The sequence below is a fragment of the Ensifer sp. Root423 genome, from assembly GCF_001426275.1.
GTDB classification, from domain to species: domain Bacteria; phylum Pseudomonadota; class Alphaproteobacteria; order Rhizobiales; family Rhizobiaceae; genus Ensifer; species Ensifer adhaerens.
This window is the reverse complement of the sequence record NZ_LMEG01000023.1, coordinates 72,204-90,216: the sequence shown is the minus strand read 5'-3', so window position 1 is coordinate 90,216 and position 18,013 is coordinate 72,204. Positions and strand designations below refer to the sequence as shown.

Annotated in this window: 15 protein-coding genes; 2 read left to right on the top strand and 13 right to left on the bottom strand. The window is 63.3% G+C overall.

The genetic code is table 11. The features are described from left to right. Positions 1–6: 6 nt before the first annotated feature. From ASD01_RS19875 to ASD01_RS19855, 5 genes are all read right to left on the bottom strand, one after another. Positions 7–777 (bottom strand): polysaccharide deacetylase family protein, encoded by a 771-nt coding sequence (locus tag ASD01_RS19875; protein WP_060644304.1) that lies wholly within the window; start codon positions 775–777, stop codon positions 7–9. Further along, the gene (locus ASD01_RS19870; protein WP_034799223.1) at positions 770–2,101 is read right to left on the bottom strand and encodes an O-antigen ligase family protein; all 1,332 of its coding nucleotides are present in this window, start codon (positions 2,099–2,101) and stop codon (positions 770–772) included. The genes ASD01_RS19875 and ASD01_RS19870 overlap by 8 nt, the downstream gene beginning before the upstream one ends. Positions 2,102–2,114: 13 nt before the next feature. Next, positions 2,115–3,755 carry a GumC family protein gene (locus ASD01_RS19865; RefSeq protein ID WP_060644303.1) on the bottom strand — a complete coding sequence of 547 codons (1,641 nt, stop codon included), beginning with the start codon at positions 3,753–3,755 and terminating at the stop codon, positions 2,115–2,117. A 127-nt stretch (positions 3,756–3,882) separates the two neighbouring features. Beyond that, positions 3,883–4,980: a hypothetical protein gene (locus tag ASD01_RS19860; protein ID WP_060601528.1), complete on the bottom strand. Its 1,098-nt coding sequence runs from the start codon at positions 4,978–4,980 to the stop codon at positions 3,883–3,885. 40 nt (positions 4,981–5,020) lie between these two features. Continuing rightward, on the bottom strand, positions 5,021–6,340 hold the full coding sequence (locus tag ASD01_RS19855) for a lipopolysaccharide biosynthesis protein (RefSeq protein WP_060530254.1): 1,320 nt from the start codon (positions 6,338–6,340) through the stop codon (positions 5,021–5,023). Positions 6,341–6,623: 283 nt separating this feature from the next. Here ASD01_RS19855 and ASD01_RS19850 point away from each other — a divergent pair, with 283 nt between their 5' ends. Together ASD01_RS19850 and ASD01_RS19845 are read left to right on the top strand one after the other, a co-directional pair. Beyond that, the gene (locus ASD01_RS19850) at positions 6,624–7,289 is read left to right on the top strand and encodes a N5-glutamine methyltransferase family protein (protein ID WP_082584671.1); all 666 of its coding nucleotides are present in this window, start codon (positions 6,624–6,626) and stop codon (positions 7,287–7,289) included. Beyond that, positions 7,286–8,398: a hypothetical protein gene (locus ASD01_RS19845; protein ID WP_060644301.1), complete on the top strand. Its 1,113-nt coding sequence runs from the start codon at positions 7,286–7,288 to the stop codon at positions 8,396–8,398. Before ASD01_RS19850 ends, ASD01_RS19845 begins: the two co-directional genes overlap by 4 nt. Positions 8,399–8,423: 25 nt before the next feature. Here ASD01_RS19845 and nadE read toward each other — a convergent pair whose 3' ends face one another. The 8 genes from nadE to ASD01_RS19805 form a co-directional block, all read right to left on the bottom strand. Then, positions 8,424–9,434 carry an NAD(+) synthase gene (gene nadE / locus ASD01_RS19840; RefSeq protein ID WP_034799213.1) on the bottom strand — a complete coding sequence of 337 codons (1,011 nt, stop codon included), beginning with the start codon at positions 9,432–9,434 and terminating at the stop codon, positions 8,424–8,426. Beyond that, entirely contained in the window at positions 9,431–10,981 is a 1,551-nt protein-coding gene (locus tag ASD01_RS19835) for a class I adenylate-forming enzyme family protein (protein ID WP_060644300.1), read from the bottom strand. The genes nadE and ASD01_RS19835 overlap by 4 nt, the downstream gene beginning before the upstream one ends. Before the next feature lie 20 nt (positions 10,982–11,001). After that, positions 11,002–11,268 (bottom strand): acyl carrier protein, encoded by a 267-nt coding sequence (locus ASD01_RS19830; RefSeq protein WP_034799210.1) that lies wholly within the window; start codon positions 11,266–11,268, stop codon positions 11,002–11,004. A gap of 23 nt (positions 11,269–11,291) precedes the next feature. Further along, positions 11,292–13,229, bottom strand: a complete 1,938-nt coding sequence (gene asnB, locus ASD01_RS19825) for an asparagine synthase (glutamine-hydrolyzing) (RefSeq protein ID WP_060644299.1) — start codon at positions 13,227–13,229, stop codon at positions 11,292–11,294. Positions 13,230–13,375: 146 nt separating this feature from the next. After that, the gene (locus ASD01_RS19820; protein ID WP_034799207.1) at positions 13,376–13,579 is read right to left on the bottom strand and encodes a hypothetical protein; all 204 of its coding nucleotides are present in this window, start codon (positions 13,577–13,579) and stop codon (positions 13,376–13,378) included. A 208-nt stretch (positions 13,580–13,787) separates the two neighbouring features. After that, positions 13,788–14,549 (bottom strand): FkbM family methyltransferase, encoded by a 762-nt coding sequence (locus ASD01_RS19815; RefSeq protein ID WP_034799205.1) that lies wholly within the window; start codon positions 14,547–14,549, stop codon positions 13,788–13,790. Positions 14,550–14,686: 137 nt separating this feature from the next. Then, the gene (locus ASD01_RS19810) at positions 14,687–15,151 is read right to left on the bottom strand and encodes a cyclic nucleotide-binding domain-containing protein (protein WP_034799203.1); all 465 of its coding nucleotides are present in this window, start codon (positions 15,149–15,151) and stop codon (positions 14,687–14,689) included. A 91-nt stretch (positions 15,152–15,242) separates the two neighbouring features. Beyond that, positions 15,243–17,933, bottom strand: coding sequence for an ABC transporter transmembrane domain-containing protein (locus tag ASD01_RS19805; protein WP_034799202.1), 2,691 nt, complete (start codon positions 17,931–17,933; stop codon positions 15,243–15,245). Between the last annotated feature and the right edge of the window lie 80 nt (positions 17,934–18,013).

Sequence of the window (18,013 nt, the reverse complement as noted above, 5' to 3'; positions counted from 1 at the left end):
GTCCTCCTACCACCCGAGCCTGTCGAGCGCCTGCTCGACCGGCAACACGACACAGCCCTTCTCAACCGCGTAGCGAACCAGGTTCTCGAAGGTCTCGGGCGTGCAGCCATAGGGCGTCGGGCGCGCGGCGATGTCGTGGGTGAAAAACACGAGCCAGCCAGGCCGATCGACGACATCGTCGATCCAGCCCGTGAGCGCCTGCGCGTCCGTCTCTGGCTGCCGGATCTCGACGGCCTTCAGCATCAGCGGATCGACGGCCGTGCGGTTGATGCCCTCGCCTGCCCCGCGGCAGGTGCGGTAGCGGCGCGCCAACTCCCGGCGCGCCAGCGGCCAGGCGGCGTTGTAGGGAAAGGCAAAATTGGTCGCGGCCGGGCCGACGCCGCTTTGCCTGAGATAGGCGGCATTGCGGTCGAGATCCCGGGCAAGCCCACTTCCGCCCAATCGCCTGATCTTGCTATGGGAATAGGTGTGGCAGCCGACCTCGTGACCCCGGTGGGCGAGATCCGCGCAGCCCTCGGGCGAGATCAGGGTGCGATCCGTTTCGACGCGCCCCGCAAGCCCCCCGGCGATGTAGAACGTTCCGCGCACGCCGTGACGTTCGAGAATAGCGGCGCCATTGTGAAGTGCTGTGTCCGGCACGTCGTCGAAGGTGAAGGACACGAGCGGCGCGTCGGTTATGACATCACGGGGCTTCGACGCGAGACGCCAGATCAGCCGGTTGGCGACGCGGTCGACAAGGCCGTCGACCCTCGACAGAGCCTGTGAAAAACTAGGCATGCGCCACCATCCTTTGTGCAAGCGGGCGTGGTTCGGTTGCAAGCGCTGCCGAGGACTGCAGGCGCAAACCGCAAATCGCGAAAAGCAAGGTAAACCACAGCACGTTCGGACCATCGAAGAAGAAGGCCTCAAGGCTGGCGCTGTAGATCGAATAGAGCCAGATCCGCAGGAACAGCCGCGTGAGGTCGCTGTGCTGCCGGGCCGGTGGAATGCGCGAGATATGATAGAGCGGGAGCACCACCAGCCAAAGCAGCGTCAGGATCAACCCCGGAATGCCGATGACGAGAAGCGTCTCGAGATAGGAATTGTGCGCATGGGCCGCGCGAACCGCCCAGGTCTCGATGCCGCCGCCGCTGAACACCACTTCCTCGGTCTGCCAGAAGGCCTTGAAGCCTCGCCCGATAAACGGCTGTTCGGCGATCACCGAAAAGGCGAAGCGCCAGACATCGGCCCGGTTCGTGAAGGTCGCGTCGATGCCGAGCGACGAGACGAATTCGCCGAGCGGCCGGAAGACGGCCGACCCGACGGCGAAAAGGTTGAACAGGGCCACGCCGCCGATCGCGATCGGGATGCGCAGCAAGCGCACATGTTCGAAGAGCCACGCCAGAAGCAGAATGCCCGGCAACATCGCCGTCGAGGTCTTTCCTCCCGTATGGATGAGGAAGAAGAAGGCCAGACTAACGATGGTCAGGCCGACAAGCTTCGACCACCGGCGCAGGACGTACAGGCCGAGAAACGAGGCAAGCACCATGGCGACCGCGGCTTCGTTCTTGTGACGGAAATGGCCGCGCCACAGCCCTGCATGCATCGGCTCCAGCACTTCGTTGGCCTGGTGAATGGACAGAAGCGGCTTGAACAGGACGCCGTAATAGGCAACCGCGAGCATGACGAGCGTCGAGACCGCCAGCATCTTGGCGAAGTGCCGCTCGTTGGCCGGCAGCAGCAGATAGACGTTGGCGTTGACCGCAACCATCGTCGTCAGGATGATCGCCTTGATGCCGTTGGCCGGATGAGCGGAGACCAGGCAGGCAAAGAGCACCCACAAAAGCAGGATCGCAAGCAGCACCCGCGGCTGCATAAGCCCACGCCGCATCGGATGCAGCACACCGTAGCAGGAGGCGCCTGCAAACAGCAGCAGTGCCACGATCTGGTTCAGCCGGCTGGAATTGTCGCCGCCCGGTTCCAGCAGACTTTCCTTGGTCAGGTCGACGAAGGAATGAAAGGGGATCCAGTAGTAGATGGAAATGGCCAGGAACAGGAAGGTCCCGACGCGGACCCTCAAGGTTTCTGCAGAATTGGCCGGGCTGCCGCTGAGATCGGGCACGATGGCCGTCCTCTCACGGCGCCAGGGGCTGCGGACGACGGATGTATCTCCACAGACCGAGGGCAAGCGCGAGGGATATGCCGAGAATAATCCCCAGGAAACCGCCGCCGGCAACCAGAACCACGGTGCGCGGCGGCCAGCTGCGCGCATTCGGCGGCAAGGCGCGCGAGATCACGCGAACATTGGTCGTGTCGATCTGCTGGCGTTCGGTGATCTGCTGGGCGCGCGCCAGGTGGGTCTCATAGATGGCAGCCTTGGCGCGCGCGTCCCTTTCGAGGTCTCGCAGCTGCACCTGGGCTTCGTTGTCGGAGAACACGTTCGACTTCTCGTCGCTCGCCTTGGCGCGCAAGGCCGAAAAGGCCTGCTGCTCCCGGTCCATGTCCGCCTTGGCGCGATCGAGGATGCGGCGCGCCTCGTCGGCCATGGCCGATTCCAGGTTCGCACGCTCCGAGCGCGCATTGACGAGGCGGGGATGGCGCTCCCCATAGGTGCGCTGCATGGAGGCGATCTGCTGCTGCAGCACGTTATACTGCTCTCGCAGGTTCGTCATGTTGACGGATTCAAACTCGGATGCACTTGCGGTCCGCCCCTGTGTTATCGCGTCGTTCATCTGCCGGTAGCGGGTATCGGCCTGGATGAAGCGCTGTTGGGCGTCGAGAACCTGGGTGTTGAGTTCGTTCGAAAGCTGATTGCTCACGAGCTGGCCGTCATTGGTCGACTGCAGCCCGTTCTTGCGGCGGAAATCCTCGACCGCGCGTTCGGATTCGGTGACGTTGTGGCGCAACTCGTCGAGCCGGGCGTTGAGGCTCTGCGCGACGCGACCGGCGCTCTCGGCGGCGGACTGAAACAGCTCCTGCTCGAAAGCCGCGACGATCGCATCCGACAGCGTCACCGCTTTCGCAGGCTCTTCGCTCCAGACCTTCATCACCACCACGAAGGACCGCTCTTCGCGCCGGGCTTCCACCCGCTCCGACAAGGCCCGCATGGCAGCAAGCTCGTTTCCGGCCTGCTGCTCCGCCTTCGTCGAGAAGAGGTTCTTCAGCGAACTGAAGGCCGAGGGCTTCACGAATTCCGGGTCCTCGGTGAGGCGCATCTGGGTGATCACCCGCGACAGCACATTGCGCGACGTCAGGATACGCAGCTTGCTTTCCACTTCCAGCAACTGCGCATCGCGCTGCGGATTGGTGGTGAAGACGTCATCGCTGACGACATTGAGGTTGGACGGATCGACGACGATATCGGTGTAGACCGTATAGCGGGGCGTCGCCGTCATCGCATAGGCGAGCGCGGCCCCCACACACAGGACGAGCGCCAGCACGATCCAGATGAGCCCGTCGCGCAACCAGCCGATGATATCGTCGACGCCGATCCGGCTGAGGCCGCTCAACCCGGGAAAATAGCTGTCGCGAGGCGCGCCGGCCGCACTGGACACGGGCGGTACCAAGTCAGCCGGATGGGGCGAGGCTTTCGGAATATCTCTGGATTGATGCTGGACTTCGGCGGGCCAGTCTGTTGCCGAATCGTCAGCGCCAGACTTCGCTTCGTGAACGTCTGACGAGAGCAGATCGAGCAGCGAGCCTCTTTCGACCGGTGCACGCTGCTCGCGTGCCGGTTGGCTGGCCCCCTGTTTTCCGGCCTCGTCCGGCCTATACATAAGCATCCCTCACGCACGCCCATCAAGACGCGAAGATCGTGACCCCGCGAGCCGCCTTCTAGCGCAGAATTAAGGTTGTACGGTGAATATTCCGTTAAACGGCAGGATTGCCGCTTAACCCATCGCTTCAGAAGTCGGTCAACAACCGGCTCCAGCTCTCCGATGCCAGACCGCCCACATAGATATCATTGCGCTGGGCCGCGTCTTTCAGATCCGCATGCCGCGTCACCATGCAGAAATAGCCGCGATGGTGGAAGGACAGCCATCTCTGGCGCGAGATCGCATTCATGAGGAACGGCTGCGAGCTGCCGACGGCGAGCGCGTAACCCTCGGCGTCAAGCGCATGGAACATCTGTGCGGTGACGGCGAACTCACGGCCGGCCTCGCAGACGACGTTGAGCACCGTTGCCCGCTCGCCGGCCTTGCCGAAGTAGAGATAAGCGCCGATGACGCGCCCGCTTTCATCCCGGACCTCGCGGCAGAGAAGCTCGCCGAGCGGCGTGTTCAGTCGCGCGACCATCACCAGCCAGTCGAATTCGCTGCGCGACCAGACCGGCCTAACGGAAAATCGCTGCAGCATGGGTTCTGCGAGATCGACGAAGGCAGCGGGATCAATGGCGTGCGTCGTGCAGCCGGCAACGGGATCGGGCTTGGTGCGCGGGCGGCGGCGGCGCAAAAGCCGGTCCGCAAGCGCAAGCGGCTCGGAGAGCATCGGGGATCTGAGCAGGCGCACTTGCCTGCCAACCGTCAGCCCCCAGGCTCTGAACGGCCGGAAGGAGCGGCGCCAGTCGAGGCTCTGGATCGGCAGCACGACGCCACCACCAGCGACCCAGTGATCGGCGCTGACCGGAGACGAGTTGTCGGAAAAACACATGTCTTGCCGTGTCGCCCGCATGGCGCGCGCCAGGCAGGCGGCGCCGACCGCACCGGCCTTGCCCTCGGACATGAAGGCGCAGAGAAGTTTCGCCACCGTTCGGCGGCCGTTGACCGTGAACTCCATGGGAATCGCTAGAATGGCGCTGCCGATGCCGCCGGTCCCGTCGTCGTAGACGATGCTGCCGTGTTCCGGCGCATAAAGCGGGCTGCCGAAGAAGATGGTCTCGACATAGTTCTGAAGCTCCGCGCTCGCCTCTTGCTCCCGCTTGCGAAAGATCCGGGTGAACATGCTGCTGACGGCTGGGATATCCCGGGGTTCCATGGCGCGCACATTGCCCATCCGGGGCATTTCCCGTCCGGACGACCGTGCGGCCTGGATCTTCCCGAGCTCAACCTCCATGCACCACCCCCGTCGACAGGGAGGCCGCGCCGGCCTGTTCCCGATCGCGCCGCACGAAGCGCAGGAAGACCGCCCATGAGACGATCACCATCGCGGTCTCGATCACGTAGAAGGAAATAAACGTGCCCGTCGGCGGTGCGTACCAGGTCGCCCAGGCGGTGAGTGCCGCACCAAGCACGCTGCCAAGACCCATGACCGAAGCGCGCGCCGGATGGTGGCCGGACGCACCAAGGGCCTCCATCGCCACCGACCACATGGCGAGCGGCACCACGACCCAGCACAGGATGCGAACGAAGGAAACGAGGGAGACGTAGTCCTTGCCGAAGAGATAGGGCAGCACCGGCGCCAGCACGAAAACGGCAACGGCCGCGGCAATGCTGATCGAGGTGGCCGCGAACAGAACCTTGCGCACGCGCTCGAAGGCGTGGTGCAGGCCGGCTGCCGTCGCCTTTGCCGAACCCGGATAGATCAGCCGGTTCAAGGCCTCAACCGACAGATAGCTGCTCTCCAGCATGCGCCGCGCGACGCTGTAGCTGGACATGACCTCGGCGCTCGCCACGAGGCTCAGGACCAGAAGGTCGGCGTTCTGCCGGACCGCGCGCAGGATGAACGGGATGCTGAAATACAGCCCGAGCGGCAGCTCTTCCCGCACGATGCCATAGGTCGGGCGTCCCAACCCCTTGACCGCTCGCCAGCAGCCGAAGGCCACGATTACATGGCATACGAACTGCCACACAGCCCAGGAGGCCACCGTCGCGACCCCGAAGGCGATGCAGGCGAGCGCTGCAGCTATGGTGCGCGCCAGGGCGAAACCGACGACCACCTTGTTGGCCGAGGCAAAATTCGAATGCGCAAGAAAGATCTGCTCCGCAAGCACGATGACCCGCACGAAGATGATGTTGGTCACGAGCATCAAGGTGATCACCGCGACATTGGCCGCGGGATCGGGCGAAAGCGTGAAGAAGAACGGCAACACCGCTGCGCCGAGCAACACCAGCAGCACGCCGCTGATCGAGGTCAGAATGATGTTGTGGCCGAGCATCTGCGGGTACATGCCCCGGTCGCGCGCGACGCGGCGCACCAGGCACTCCATCGCGCCGAGACCACAAAGGTGAACCGCGATGTTGGCAACGGCCGTGATTGCGACGAAGACACTGAATTCATGCACGCCGAGAAAGCGCGCGAGGATCGCAAATGTCAGAAGCTGCGCAGCCGAGCCAATGACAAGGCTGCCGCCGGATGCAGCATAGGATATGATCATCGAGAGGAACGGTTTGTGCGCGCGTTCCTTCACACCTTCCGAAGCCATTCCGATCTGCCCTTGATCTCAACCCGTCATTGTTACGCGCAAGATGCGTTCAATGACAGCGAGCACCCGCCTCTGATCACGCGCACGGTAACAGGCAGAAATGATTGCGCGGTTAACGTGCTCGCGGCAATTGTATTTCAGCTTCCGTTTACTCAATTGCACTAGGCTGCGGTCCGCACGTCTACAGAGTTTTCCAGCGACATGAGGAGTGGCCGTGGCGCAAAACGACAGCAATCAGACCGACCGACCGACCGAAGACCAGGCCGCAACACTGCACCGCTTCATGGGTGTCGAACTGGAACTTGCGCCCGACGTCCTGGTTCCACGGGAAGAAACAGAGCTTCTTGGAAAAAGAGCCGTATCGATCCTTGAAGGCGGGCCCCTCGACGTCACCATCATCGACATGTGCTGCGGTTCCGGCAACCTCGCCGTTGGTATCGCCAGCGAGATCCCGTCGGCGCGTGTCTGGGGCGCTGACCTGACGGACAGCACCGTGGCGCTTGCCCGCCGTAACGTCGATCGGCTCGGCCTCGGCTCGCGCGTCTTTGTCCGGCAGGGCGATCTTTTTGCGGCGCTCGAAGGCGACGATCTCCAGGGCAAGATCGACATGGTGGTCTGCAATCCACCCTATATCTCGACCGGCCGGCTGGAGGGGGACCGCGCGCATCTGCTCGACAACGAGCCGCGCGAGGCCTTCGACGGAGGCCCCTACGGCATTTCCATACACCAGCGCCTGATCCGGGACGCGCTTGCCTTCCTGAAACCAGGAGGCTGGCTGTTGTTCGAGTTCGGCGAGGGCCAGGAGCGGCAGGCGGCTGCACTTCTCTCACGGGCGAAAGCCTATGCACCGGTCACCTTCGCATCCGACCGTGACGGCAAGCCGCGCGTCGCCATCGTTCAGAAAATCGCCGGCCCGGTAGAGGCCGGCGCCGGAGTGCAGGCCCGATGAGCGAAATCCGTTCGCTAGACCACGCGGACGTTCCAGCGGTCGCCGGAATGTTCCAGCGGGTGTTCCGTGACGAGCGGACCGCTTCGCCAGCACTTGCCGACTATATGCGGCAACTCTATCTCCACGGGCCAGGCTGCGATCCGGGAATCAGACCTCTCGTGCATGTGAACGACGAGGGTCGGATTACCGGCTTCGTCGGCGTCAATGCGCTGCCGATGACACTGAACGGCCGGCACTTGCGCGCCGCGATCTGCGGATCGCTGATGGCGGAAGACCGGGAAAGCGACCCCTTGGCCGGAGCGCGCCTCATGAAGGCCTTCCTCGCCGGTCCGCAGGATCTATCCTTCAGTGAGACAGCAAGCGAAGTCTCTGTGCAGATGTGGACGCGGCTTCGCGGCGTGGTCCTGCCGCAATACAGCCTCGACTGGGTGCGCGTCATCCGTCCGGCGACCTTTAGCCTGAGCGTCGCCTCGAACCGCATCAAGCCCGCCCGGCTCGCCGCCCCCTTCGCGCGCGCACTCGACAGGTTCTATCGCAAGCGCATGGGCCAGGGCGAGCAGCGCTGGTCCGCCCTGCCCGAGGCGGGGGCGGCACCGGCCGGCTTCACCGCGACCGAGACGGACCGCAGCGGCTTTGCCGCCGTCGTCGACCAGTTCACCGCGCCGTTTCCGCTTCGCCCCGAATGGAGCGACGGGCAGCTCGACCACATCCTTGCCGATGCCGAAAAGAAGCCCGAGCAGGGCGAACTCGCCTACGCGCTGGTGACGGCGCGCACGGGCGCCGTGGTCGGTGCATTCGCCTACTACGTCAAAGCCGGTGAAATCGGTCGGGTACTGCAGATCCTGGCGCGGCCAGGGCAGGCCGGGCCGGTCATTGACTGCCTGGTCGACGAGGCGTCGAGACGTGGGCTTGCGGGTTTGCGCGGGCGCACGCAACCGGCGCTGATGGAAGCCATGCTCGGCCGACGCATCGCCTTCGTGCACGTCGCCTCGACCGTTGTGCATTCGCGCGACCAGACCATCGTCGAAGCCTGCCGCGACGGACAGGGCTTCTTCAACGGCATTTCCGGCGAATATTGGAGCCGGCTGATCGGCGGCAGCTTCGATTGACGATGGGCGGCGGTGCGGCCAGGCCTCAATAGCCGGCAATTTCCTCCACGGGCTGCACCAGTTGCGGCCCGAGATGCAGGTAGCGCGTCGCCTTGCGCTTGGCGGCGATATCCGCCCAGACCCTTTCGACCTGGACCACGGTCAAGCCGGCCGCCTTGGCGACGGCCTCGATCTCGATCCCGTGATTGAGGCCATAAAGGCAGAGGTCCATGCGGTCGTAAGGCAGGGAGAAATAGAACTCCTCCTGCGTCTGTTCCAGCGAATAGGTGTCGGTCGTCGGCGGGCGACGGCAAACTTCCGCGGGAACGCCGAGATGGGCGGCAAGCGCATAGACCTGCGACTTATAGAGATGGGCGATCGGCTTTACGTCGGCGGCGCCGTCGCCGTTCTTGACGAAGAATCCCTGGTCGTATTCCAGCCGGTTGGGCGTGCCGAGTACGGCAAAGTTCAACCGGTCGGCATGATAGTACTCGACCTGCTTGCGAGTGCGTTGCTTCATGTTGGTGGCCGCAACGACGCCGAGATAGACCGAGGGCGGCATGCGATGTTTCGATTGCACGCCTTCCGGGCTCTGAACGACCAGCGAGGAGATGTTGTAGCCTTCTCCCTCAAGCGCGTTGGCGATGACGACCTTCGAGGCCCACCCGTCGCCATAGTCCGGAACCAGTTCCCGGATGAAGGCGTCGCGGCGCTCGTAGCAGCCCATGGCCTTGAGGATCGGCCCGATGTCTTCGACGATCGCCTCGACGCCGAAGGTTTCAGCGACCAGCCGGCCGAAGCGCAGGCTTTCCGGATCGGAATCGTTTTCCGGCATGAACAGGCAGAAGACGTTCTTGGCGCCGACCGCGCGCACCGCAAGCGCCACGGAAACGCTGGAGTCGATGCCGCCCGAAAGCCCGAGCACCAGACCGCGCTTCTTCATGGAGCGCAACTGTCCGCGCAAGGCGGAAACGATGCGATCGGTCTCGGCCGCGTGGTCGATTGTCAGGGTTTCGGCCGAAAACGGGCCATTGCCCCCGGTTGTTCTGATGTTCATTGTGCAGGCTCCATCGTCTCGGCGGCAAGTCGGCGGCTGACCTTGCCGGTATCCGTCTTCGGCAGTTCGGTGCGGAATTCGATGATCTTCGGCACCATGAAATCTTCGAGGTGGCGGGTGCAGTGGCGGATGATGTCCTTGTCGGTCAAGTCAGGATCCGTGCGCACCACAAGGGCAGCGATCGCGTGGCCGAGAACCGGATCCGGCATGCCGATGACGACGGCCTCGGCAATGCCGGGATGGGCATGGAGCACGGTCTCGACTTCCTTGGGCGCGACCTTCTCGCCGCGGGTCTTGATGATATCGTCCTTGCGGCCGACGAAATAGAGAAAGCCCTCTTCGTCCGTCTGGAAAAGGTCGCCCGTATAGAGCACCTTCTCCCAAGGGTTCGGCCCGGGCCGCAGCATGCGCTCGGTCGCCACGTCGTTGCGCCAGTAGCCCTGCATTACATGCGGCCCGCGGATGACGAGTTCGCCGGGAACGCCCGGCGGCACGCGGCGGCCCTCGTCGTCGACGACGAAGGCTTCCGTGTTGGGGATGGCAATGCCGACGGAGCCCGGCCGGCGATCCAGTTCCTCCGGCGGCAGGTAGGTGCAGCGCTTGCACTCCGTAAGCCCGTACATCGAATAGAGCCGTGCGCCCGGGAAAAGCTCGCGCAGGCGGGCGATATGCGGCGGCGGCAGGGCGGCGGCGGTGTTGGAGAGGTAGCGCAGGCTCGGCAGGAAACCCGGCTCCAGGTCGCGCATCTGCAGGATCATCGCCGCCATCGTCGGCACCAGCGGGAAGCCGGTGACGCCCTCCTCGCGAATACGCTCGAAGATCGCATGCGGGAACGCGAAGGACTTTTCGAGCACCAGCGTCGCCCCGAGCCTGATCGCCATCAGCAACTGATAGAGGCCATAGTCGAAGGCGAGCGGCAGCACGTTGAGGATGATATCGTCGTGCTCGTTGCGCAGATAGGTGGTGATCGATTCCGACGCCGCATCGATGTTGCGGTGGGTCATCATCACGCCCTTCGGGCGGCCGGTCGAGCCCGACGTATAGATGAGCATCGCCAGGTCGACGTCAATGCCGCCATGCGGCACCGGCGTCGCCTCCGCCGACAGGCAGCCCTCGAAGGGCACCGCGCCGGCAGGCGACTGGCCATTGGGCGCCGCGGTCGATGCGACGAAGATATCCGCCTTGCCGCCGCTCTGCGCCCGGGCGTCAGCCACCACCGGCATCAACTTGGCCTGCGTCAGGATCGCAGCCGCCTCGCAGTCGTCGATGATGTAGGCGAGCTTGTCGGCCTTGGTCGAGGCGTTGATCGGACTGAAGGTCGCGCCCGCCTTCAGGATCGCAAAGATCGAAACGGCCGCCTCCCAGCAATTGTCCATGAACACGAGGACGCGGTCGTTGCGCTTGACGCCTGCCTTTGCCAGCGCGGCCGCCAGCCGGCTCGACAGATCGTCGAACTCGCCATAGCTGAGGCGCTTGCGATCGGTGACCAGCGCCGTCTTGGCCGCATGCCTTGCCGCATTGCCGATGAGAAACTGCTCGAACCGCATGGAACGCCCTCGGGTCTTGGTTAGGCCGTGGCCGGCACTCCGGCCTTTGCCTCGATGAAGGCCGAGATGCGCGCGAGCGAATCGAGGTTGGCCGGCACGATGTCTGCGTCGGCCATGGCGATGCCGAACTGGTCTTCGATGAAGGCGACGAGTTCGAGAACGCCGGTCGAGTCGATGATATCGTTCTCGATCAGAGAGGCGCCGTCGGCGAGATCGTACGAGGTATCGCCAAACAGGAAGTTCTCGATGACAAAGGCCCTGACCTTGTCCTTGATGGTTTCCGTCATTTCATTTCCTTTCCCAATGGGTTTCAGGCCGCTTGAGCGGCGCGGATGCTGGTGCCGGTAAAGGTCTGGAGCCAGAGCTGCGTCGACAGGATGCCGACGAAGGCGGCATTGTCCCTAAAGCCGGTAGTCGGTTGCGACTGGCATTTCTCGTAGAGCTTGCTCACGGCCTTGGCATTGAACAGACCGCTGTCGCCGATGCGTGTCTCGCTCATGGCATCGCGAACGTATTCCAGTTCGCCGGCGCCGGTGAAGGAATGGCTGTCGGGCGCGCGATAGGGCTGCTTGGTGCGCTGGCCGATGGTCGGCGGAAGCAGATCCTTCGTCGCCTCGCGCAGGATGTGTTTTTCCACCAGCCCCTTCAGTTTCATTTCCGGCGGCAGGCGCGTCGCGAACTCGACGAGGCGGTGGTCCAGGAACGGGAAGCGTCCTTCGATCCCATGCGCCATGGCCATGCGGTCGCCCTGGCTGGAGAGAATGTAGCCGGGCAGAAGGAAGCGGCTTTCGAGATACTGCGCCTGGTGCAGCGGATGCCAGCGACCGAAGGCAGCAGGAAGCCGGCTCGCCAGATCCCCGGCCGCGTCGTAGTCCTTCAGCGTGGCGCGCAGGTCGGGAGAAAAGAAGATCTTGGTCGCGGCCGTGCTTTTGAACCGCGGGCGGTGCGAGAACAGCGGGTCGTCGAGCGGCACGTCGCCGGCGCCGAAGAAAGCGGCGAGATATTCCGCCGATTGCTGCTGCAGGCCCGGCAGATAGGGGTAGAGCTTGCGGAACAGGTGCGGCCGGATTCGCGAGCCGGGCTGGCGGCCGCAGAAGCGGCGCACCCGCGCCTCCTTGAAGATATCGTATCCGGCGAAGACCTCGTCGGCGCCCTCGCCCGTCAGCACGACCTTCAATCCCTGCTCGCGCACGAGACCCGAGAGCTGGTAGAGCGGGGCAGGCGCCGTGCGGATAATCGGACGTTCGGCGAAACGGACGACCTGCGGAAAGACCTTCGCGATGTCGCCGGCGCGACAGGCGACCGCGCTATGATGCGTGCCGAGCGCCTTTGCCATTTCCATCTGGAAGGCGCTCTCGTCGTGTTCGACGCTATCAAACGTCACGGAAAACGTGCGCAGACCCTGCGGCGCCATTCCGGCTGCAAGCGCCGAGACGATGGAGCTGTCGAGCCCGCCCGAGAGATAGGATCCGACGGTCACGTCGGCCCGCATGCGGATCCGGGTCGCATCGGTAAGAAGCGCGCGTAGTTCCTCGGCCGCGCTGCGCTCATCGGCAAACAGCGGCGGCGCGTCGTGGTCCGGATAGTCGAGTTGCCAATAGGGGCGGATCGACGTCTTGCCCTTCTCGACGATCATCAGGTGAGCCGGCTCGAGCTCGTGAATGCCACGAAAGCCGGTCCGCGGCGCGATCGGCGCCCAAAGGGTAAAAATCTGGTCGAGCGCAACGGGATCGAGTTCGGCGGAAATGCCGGGAACCTGGAGCAGCGCCTTGATTTCGGAGGCGAAATAGAATGTCCCGGCATGGGTCGTGTAAAACAACGGGCGCACGCCCATGCGGTCGCGCGCCAACACCATGCGCTGACGGCGTCTATCCCAGATCGCGAAGGAGAAATCGCCGTTGAGGACGGACAGGCAGTCCTCACCCATCACGGCGTAGAGATGCAGGATGACCTCGGTGTCGCTCGCGGTGCGGAACCGCCGCCCCTTGGCGCGCAGTTCCTCGCGCAATTCGACGTAGTTGAAGATCTCGCCGTTGAAGGCGATCGAAAGGTCGCCGGTTTCGTCGGACATCGGCTGCTGGCCGTCGCCGAGACCGACGATCGACAGCCTTACATGGGCGAGCCCGGCCTCCGGTGCGGCAAGAACGCCGTTTTCGTCCGGGCCACGATGCGCGATCGCAGAGGCCATCCTTTTGAGAAGGATTTCCGCATCCGGGACCGACCCGAAATAGCCACCGTAACCGCACATGCCGAGATACTTTCACACCGTTCGATCACTGCCGGACCATAAACCGCATGACGGAATCATGGGTTAATCTCCGGCATTTTCTAGTTGTATGGTAAATACCGCCGTTCAGGCGCCGCGTTGAGGATAAGCGCCGCTGGCCCTTGCCGTCAGCGCTCCGGAATTCGTCTTTTCGATGCCATCCTGAGCATCAGATACAGAAACAGAATCGGCCAGAAAACGCAGACCAGAAGCCCGGCCACGCGGTACATGTTCCAAGGTGCATGCGCCTGCAATCCTTCAAGGTAGGTCATCCCCACGAGAAAAAACGCCGTCAGGCCATAGGCGACACCGGCAACGTATAACCAGGACATGCAACCGCCCTCCGCGACGCGCCACAACCAAAACCAGGAAATAGCAGCAGCGAAGCTATACCACCGGAAGTAACATTTTGAAACGAAGAGTTAACTTTAAGCGGGGGCATGGTTAACCGAACCGAGGATCGTTTCGGTTCTCGGCGGATGCCCGGACATTACCGTCCTTGTCCTCATGCATGAAAGGACTTGAGCCGCCAAAGGCTCCTTAGCGGCTACCCTCGCGCGCCACGAACAGCAGGTCGAAACCGCGAAACTCCCGGCGCGCGATCGATTTGCGTAGCGCCGTCCAGATTGCCGAGGGATTGTCGAGGCGGAAGCCCTTCAGGCTACGGATCAATCCGATAGTGGCGGTCATGGTGCGAAGGACGCGCGACAGCCTGGAGCCCGTCAGCGACGCAAACAGGATCTGCGGATGAACTGCCAGCAGCACGCCGGCCGTCCGCATCCGATCGATCGTGCGGAACTGGTCCAGCGCGCGATACTCGTAACCTTCGATGTCGATCTTGAAACAGAGCCTTTCGGTCCGCGCCATGTCCTGAAGGGCTGCGATCGTCACGGTGCGCGCACGGATCGCCTCGCCGTCGTCGTCGGCGATCAGGGCCGATGTTTCGGAGCTTCCGAAACCGCCACCGACGGAATGCAGCACGAGAACGTCATCCTCCGATAGCGCGGCATTGATGACCCGCACTTCGCCGCAATTCTCCGGCTGCATTTCCTTGAGGATGCCGAAACAGACAGGATCGGGCTCGACCGTGATGACGTTGTCGGCAATCTGCGCCGCCCAATAGGGCGTCACGCCGATCCAGCCGCCGATGTCGATGAAAGTCGTCTTGGCGTCGACCAGGCGCGCGATGTTCTGGAACGTGCAAGGCTCCCAGTCGCCGTTCTGCAGCCGCGCGAAAAAGCGCTTCTTTTCCGGCTTGTCGGGAAACTGAACGGTCTTGTGGAAATAGGTGATCGAACGCATGGCGTTTCTCTAACCCATATCCGGACGAAGCGGAATGGATTTTGCGAAGGGCTCATATGACCGAGGCGAATGGCTGCCCTGGCACATCGCCGCCTGCATTTTCGGGAAGGTTCGCCCGTACAAGAGAGGTGCCGCCGTCAGGCGTCCACCGGCTCCATCGAGCCGCGGGCCTCGCTGAGCTCCGCCGTCGTTTGCGCGAGGCGGTCGGCGAGAACGCGCATGATTTCCACCGCCATCTCGGGGAAATCGGCCAGAAGCTTGAGGAAATCGTCCTTGCGGATGCGCAGGGCCTCGAGCGGCGTGCTGGTGCGCACCGTCGCGGTGCGTGGCGTGTTGCAGAGAATGGCGATTTCGCCGACGATCGAATTCTGCTCGACTTCGGCGATCTTGAAAGGCCCACCCGCCGTATTGATGAGCACCTCCGCCTTGCCGGAAAGAATGACATAGGCCGCGTCGCCGATGTCACCCTGATAGAACAGCGCTTCGCCGGCGCTGTACATGACCCTGTCGGACGTGAAGGCCAGAAGTTTCAGCTTTGCCGGCGGCAATCCCGAGAACAGGGTTATTCGGCGCAGCATTTCGACTTCATCTTTGAGCAACATCACAATCCGTGTCTCCGAGTTCCCGTCGGGGGCAACTTGCCTCCCGCATCGCGGCGGGACCATATGCTCGTGCCCTGACATTAATATTACATCAAGATGCCATTTCCTTGTAGTCAGGTCGTTCATCCACATTGGCGTCGTGCAGCAGGCGCCCGTTTTCGAACCGGGCGACGCGATCGAAGAGGTCCGCCAACGCCGGATTGGCGAGAACCCAGATGACCGCAGGATCACGCCCGCCCTGATCGAGCATCGCAAAGACGTTGCGGACGACCTGTTCCTGGACGCGCTGGTCGAGCGCCAGGAGCGGTTGATTGAATATATAGTAATCGCAATTGCGGATCAGCGCGCGCGCAAGGTCGAGCTTCTGCCGCTGCGCGGCCGTCAGCCGCTTGCCGCCGGCGCCGACATTGAAGTCGAAGCCGAAAGCAAGCACTTCGTTGTAGAGACCGCCCGCCTCGAAGAGATCCCGGACGATCGCGCGGATTTTCTCCGAGCCGTCGGCATGTTTGTGACCGATACGTCCAAAGAGCACGTTGTCGATAATGCTGCCGGACGCGATGAAGCGGTTCGGGCGGTAGTGCTCGATCATCCCGGCGAGATCGGCCGGCAGGCCTTCGTCGAACTCGCGCCGGGCGGCGACGATCTTCGCCATGACCTCATCGGTCAAAAGACCGAAACGGTGCCGCGGCTCGATGTAATCGAAGCACAGCCTGATCACCTTGATCTGGTCGTCCTCAGAGACCTCGCCCTTGCCCTTCGTGCGTACCTTCTGGAGGATGGCCTCATAGACCGGGATTTCCTCGGCGGTCATGAAGGTCAACTGTTGGAAGAACGGGTGATCCGGCGGCAAGTCGCGGAACAGTTCGACGACGTTCTCGGCGATCTCGATGCCCATCTCATAAAAGGTGTCGCGCAGGCCGACCCGCTGCAGGATCGTCTTGAAGAACGGATGGTTCTCCAGCGCATCTGCCCACATCACCTGATCGGTGATGGTGCCGAAGAGCATGTTTTCGCCGATCGTCGCCTCGACATTGTAGGTCCCGGGCTCGAAGAACACGACGAGGTCGCTGAGCTTTTCCTTTTCGAGACGCTGCCGGAGCGCGCTGCGCATCTCGACGATGCCGGCGGCGAACTCCGCATGCTCGTGGGGATCGATGGTCGAGCGCACGGCCAGCGCCATGACGTCGTTGGTCAAAAGCACCGCATCGAGAACCGGCCGGATCTGCACGAGCAGATCGTCCGGCCCGTTTGCCCCTGCGGATCCATAGTCGATCCAGTCGCTGTTGACGTCGAGATACGGGTTTCCGGCCAGCCGGGCTTCGGTCACCTCCCACTTGCGGTGCGTCGCACGCTCGCCCTCATAGATCTCGTCCGTGAGCGGCGCATGCTTCAGCCCGTAAAGGATGTTGTCACCGAGGCTGCCCTGGAAGACGTAGACGTCGGACGAGGCGTAGGCGATCCGTCGGCCGGTCACCGATTCCGGCAGCTCCAGGATGTCCTGCCCCCCGACGAGCACCTTGCCGCTTGCCGGCCAGACGAGCCGGCCGAAGGCCTCGGCGAGCACTTCGCCACCCCCCATCAGCGCCACCTTCTCGCCGGGCTGGACCTGCAGCGAGACGTGGTCGAGCAGCGTCGAGCCGCCATCGTCGATCACCGTCAGATTGACGGCGGCAAGCGGGCCCGCGAGCGGCACGGCAGCGGTGGTTGCCACCGCCTGGACCTTGGGATCGAGCAGCGTGTCGACGCTGAACTGCTCGACCACCTGCGCATATTTCACCTGGACGTCCTGACGGGCCTGGTCCCAGTCGATCAGTTCCTTCAGCGGACCCGGCAGGTCCTTGTAGGCGCCGATGACGGCGACGAGCTGGCCGATGTCGAGGCGACCCTGCAGGGCGAAATAGCCGCCGATCGCGTAGAACAGGAAGGGCGTGACCTGTGCGAGGAAGTTGTTGATGAACTTGACGAGGAATTTCCACTGGTAGAGGTCGTAGCGGATCTTGAAGATCCGGCCGAGCCGCGCCGCGATGTCGGCGCGCTCGTAGTTCGACGTATCGTGGCCACGGATCGCGCCGATGCCGTCGACGATTTCGCTGACGCGGCCGGAAAGCTCGCGCGCCGTCAACTGCCGCTCGCGCCCAAGGACGAGGAGCCGCTTGCGCATGCGCGGAATGATGACCGCCTGAACCGCGACGATCAGCGTTGCGATCAGCCCAAGCCAGAAGCTCTGCAGCAGGATGAACACGAGCGCCGTCAAGGCCTGGCCGCCGAGCAAGGCGGGCGAGACGAAGGCATCACCGGTGAAACCACCGAGCGGCTCAACCTCGTCCTTGATCATCGTCGCGATTTCGGCGGGCTTCACCCGCTTGAAATGGCTGGGCGGAAAACGCAGGACCCGGTCGACGAGTTCGAAACGGATGCGGCGCAAGAGCCGCTCGCCGAGCCGGCCCTTGAACGTGTTGATGTAGAATTTGAAGAGGCCGTTGACCACCACCAGCGCCAGGAACACCAGGCTGAGGGCGAGCAGCATGCCTTCGCGGCCGAGCTGGAAGCCGTCAAAGACGTTGAACGTGCCCAAATACGGCAGGTCGAAGGATATCGGCAGGAAGGCCTGAGTGGCCTCCGGACTGTCGAAGCCATCGCCCTGGATCGGCCCGTTGACGATCTGCTTCGGCAGATCGAACGACAGGAAATAAGGGATCATCGACAGCGCGACGACAACCAGGATCCAAAGCTGGTCCTTGCGCGTGTGGGTCCAGATATAGCGGGAAAGGCGTGGTTCCATGTTACTGGCGATAGGACCTTATTGAACACGACTGCTGCTGGCGGGCCGGGTTGCCATATGTCCCCAGCACGCATCACTCT

Bases quoted from the DNA above. Each gene is read 5' to 3' on its own strand.
- ASD01_RS19875 (WP_060644304.1), bottom strand. From the start codon at position 777: ATGCCTAGTTTTTCACAGGCTCTGTCGAGGGTCGACGGCCTTGTCGAC.
- ASD01_RS19865 (WP_060644303.1), bottom strand. From the start codon at position 3,755: ATGTATAGGCCGGACGAGGCCGGAAAACAGGGGGCCAGCCAACCGGCA.
- asnB (WP_060644299.1), bottom strand. From the start codon at position 13,229: ATGTGCGGTTACGGTGGCTATTTCGGGTCGGTCCCGGATGCGGAAATC.
- ASD01_RS19860 (WP_060601528.1), bottom strand. From the start codon at position 4,980: ATGCCCCGGATGGGCAATGTGCGCGCCATGGAACCCCGGGATATCCCA.
- nadE (WP_034799213.1), bottom strand. From the start codon at position 9,434: ATGAACATCAGAACAACCGGGGGCAATGGCCCGTTTTCGGCCGAAACC.
- ASD01_RS19815 (WP_034799205.1), bottom strand. From the start codon at position 14,549: ATGCGTTCGATCACCTATTTCCACAAGACCGTTCAGTTTCCCGACAAG.
- ASD01_RS19820 (WP_034799207.1), bottom strand. From the start codon at position 13,579: ATGTCCTGGTTATACGTTGCCGGTGTCGCCTATGGCCTGACGGCGTTT.
- ASD01_RS19845 (WP_060644301.1), top strand. From the start codon at position 7,286: ATGAGCGAAATCCGTTCGCTAGACCACGCGGACGTTCCAGCGGTCGCC.
- ASD01_RS19835 (WP_060644300.1), bottom strand. From the start codon at position 10,981: ATGCGGTTCGAGCAGTTTCTCATCGGCAATGCGGCAAGGCATGCGGCC.
- ASD01_RS19805 (WP_034799202.1), bottom strand. From the start codon at position 17,933: ATGGAACCACGCCTTTCCCGCTATATCTGGACCCACACGCGCAAGGAC.
- ASD01_RS19810 (WP_034799203.1), bottom strand. From the start codon at position 15,151: ATGTTGCTCAAAGATGAAGTCGAAATGCTGCGCCGAATAACCCTGTTC.
- ASD01_RS19830 (WP_034799210.1), bottom strand. From the start codon at position 11,268: ATGACGGAAACCATCAAGGACAAGGTCAGGGCCTTTGTCATCGAGAAC.
- ASD01_RS19855 (WP_060530254.1), bottom strand. From the start codon at position 6,340: ATGGCTTCGGAAGGTGTGAAGGAACGCGCGCACAAACCGTTCCTCTCG.
- ASD01_RS19850 (WP_082584671.1), top strand. From the start codon at position 6,624: ATGGGTGTCGAACTGGAACTTGCGCCCGACGTCCTGGTTCCACGGGAA.